Source organism: Streptomyces sp. NPDC057543 (assembly GCF_042801895.1).
Classification (GTDB): Bacteria; Actinomycetota; Actinomycetes; order Streptomycetales; family Streptomycetaceae; genus Streptomyces.
In genome coordinates this window covers 1-2,206 of sequence record NZ_JBHVFF010000544.1, presented here as the reverse complement: position 1 = coordinate 2,206, position 2,206 = coordinate 1, and the positions used below count along the sequence as shown (strand labels likewise).

Here is a 2,206-nt window from a genome sequence, read left to right as displayed (position 1 = left end):
GATCCCACTCCGCATTCGTCAGATCCCCACGTCCCATGAAGCCAGCCTGCCCCCAACACCCCACCCACGTCCGGAGATCCGAGAAACAGTGCCTAGCTATGGCTGTCTTCTGGCTGCCTGAACCCACGTCAACCCGCCCTGACAGCTAGGACTTGTCCGGCCGATCATGTGACTAGGGCCTGTTGCGAAAGTCGATCAAGGTCGTGGGATGATCAAGCGCTGTGGGGCGTGGGGATCTGACGAACGACCAGTGGGCTCGGCTTGAGCCATTGCTGCCGGTGGGCAAGAAGCCTGGCCGGCCACCGACGTGGACGCGTCGGCATCTGATCGACGGCATACGGTGGCGGACCAGGACCGGTGCGCCGTGGCGGGACGTGCCTGAGCGGTACGGGCCGTGGGATCGGGTCTACGACCTGTTCCGGCGCTGGCAGCGAGACGGCACCTGGAGGCAGATCCTTGAGCAATTGCAGGCCGAGGCCGATGCAGAAGGCCTGATCACCTGGGATGTCAGTGTGGACTCCACCATCGCCCGCGCCCACCAGCACGCTGCAGGTGCGCGTAAAAAGGGGATCTGCAAAAGGAACCTCCAGGTGGCGTCGGCGTCGAGCCCGGCGACCACGGCCTCGGGCGCTCCCGAGGCGGGCTGACCACCAAGCTCCACTTGGCGGTCGAGCAGGGGCAGAAGCCACTGTCGCTGCTCGTCACCGCTGGCCACCGGCATGACAGCCCCCAGTTCCAGCCGGTCTTGGAGGCTATCCGGGTGCCGCGGATTGGCCCAGGCCGACCTCGTACCCGGCCGGACAGGGTCCGTGCCGATAAGGCCTACGGCTCCAATGAGAACCGCGCCTACCTGCGCAGACGCGGCATCGGTTGCACGATCCCGGAGAAGGTCGACCAGGTCCGCAACCGCAAGAAGCGTGGTTCCCTCGGTGGCCGGCCACCGAAGTTCGACAAGGTCGACTACCGCGAGCGTCACGCGGTGGAGTGCGGGATCAACCGGCTGAAGAGGCACCGGGCCGTGGCCACGAGGTACGACAAGTTGGCTGTCCGCTACGAAGCGACCGTGCTGGTCGCCGCCATCAACGAATGGCTGTGACTGGCCTCGCCACGTACCTGGTCGCTAACCTCGGCACCCATGAACCAGCGGCGGCGGAAGAAGCTCTCTCATCGGCTCTTCGGAGCAATTCTGGTGGGTGACACCGTCCGCGTGAAGGCGGTTCTACGGGCTGGAGCCGACCCGGAGCGAGGAGACAGCGAGGGCGCCACCCCGCTGTACACGGCATCCGTGAACGGACAATCAGAGATTGCCCGCCTGCTCTTGGCGGCCGGGGCCTCCCCTGACACCGAAAGCAGCGGACTTGGCTCGGAGGGCACGCCGTTGTGCGCGGCCGCATGTTGGGGCCACACCGAAACGGTGCGCGAGCTGTTGGCATACGGCGCCGACCCGAACCTTCGTGAAGATCAGGGTGCGGGCTGGTCCCCCCTGGACTGGGCGAACAACGGCCCCCACCCCGAAACCGCCGATCTTCTCACCACAGCGGGAGCAACCCCCACCACGGGGGGAACCACGTAGCACCGCCGTTCGCTGTTAGGGATCCGGCCAGGTCTCAAGAGTCACTTTCGCAACAGGCCCTAGAAGTAGCGTCGTCCGCCCGAAGGGTGAGGCAGGCGGGGCTTCTAAAACACGCCATACTAGCGGTCTGAGGCTCCGAGCCACGCTGCCAGTTCTTCGTAGCTGTTCGCTGCCCGCAGCGGCTGCCCTTCGTCGTTCGCGTCGATGATCTCGGTGGCCCGACCGAGAGGGGTGTAGGGGGTGTGGGGAATGCACACCGTTCCCAGGATTCGGCGGTAGCGGCTCAGGTCGTAGTTGGCCCCGACGGGTTGCTTGGTCAGTGTGGCAACGACCTCTTCCCACTGGGCAACGGCCCGTTGGACCAGCGTGGCGCCGTTGCGGACGGTCTTGTGGTCACCGGCGTCGTAACAGGGCGTGTAGGGACGGCTTTTGCACGAGACGATCAGCAGTGTGTCACCCCGCTCGCCCACCGCGTCGAAGTCGGTGAGGACGTCCTTGCGGCTCCTGGCCCCGCGAAGACGTCAAGGCGCTGCACCCCCGGGGATGCTGTTGGCGAATTCGTGGCTCGGCGTGACGTCGGCCTTCAACACCCGGTTGTGGTCTTGAAGGCCGACGTTGTCGTATGGGGAGGTT

General features: G+C 65.8%; 3 protein-coding genes. 2 read left to right on the top strand and 1 reads right to left on the bottom strand.

The window, feature by feature from the left end:
• The first annotated feature begins 221 nt into the window (after positions 1–221).
• Both ACFU8Q_RS41110 and ACFU8Q_RS41105 read left to right on the top strand, forming a co-directional pair.
• Positions 222–1,096 (top strand): IS5 family transposase gene (locus tag ACFU8Q_RS41110; RefSeq protein WP_384465227.1). Its coding sequence is split into 2 segments (ribosomal slippage): positions 222–611 and positions 614–1,096, totalling 873 coding nucleotides; the frame shifts between segments, so codons are not numbered across the junction.
• 39 nt (positions 1,097–1,135) lie between these two features.
• Positions 1,136–1,573, top strand: a complete 438-nt coding sequence (locus ACFU8Q_RS41105; protein ID WP_384465224.1) for an ankyrin repeat domain-containing protein — start codon at positions 1,136–1,138, stop codon at positions 1,571–1,573.
• A 119-nt stretch (positions 1,574–1,692) separates the two neighbouring features.
• Here ACFU8Q_RS41105 and ACFU8Q_RS41100 read toward each other — a convergent pair whose 3' ends face one another.
• Positions 1,693–2,043 (bottom strand): hypothetical protein, encoded by a 351-nt coding sequence (locus tag ACFU8Q_RS41100; protein WP_384465221.1) that lies wholly within the window; start codon positions 2,041–2,043, stop codon positions 1,693–1,695.
• Positions 2,044–2,206 lie beyond the last annotated feature (163 nt).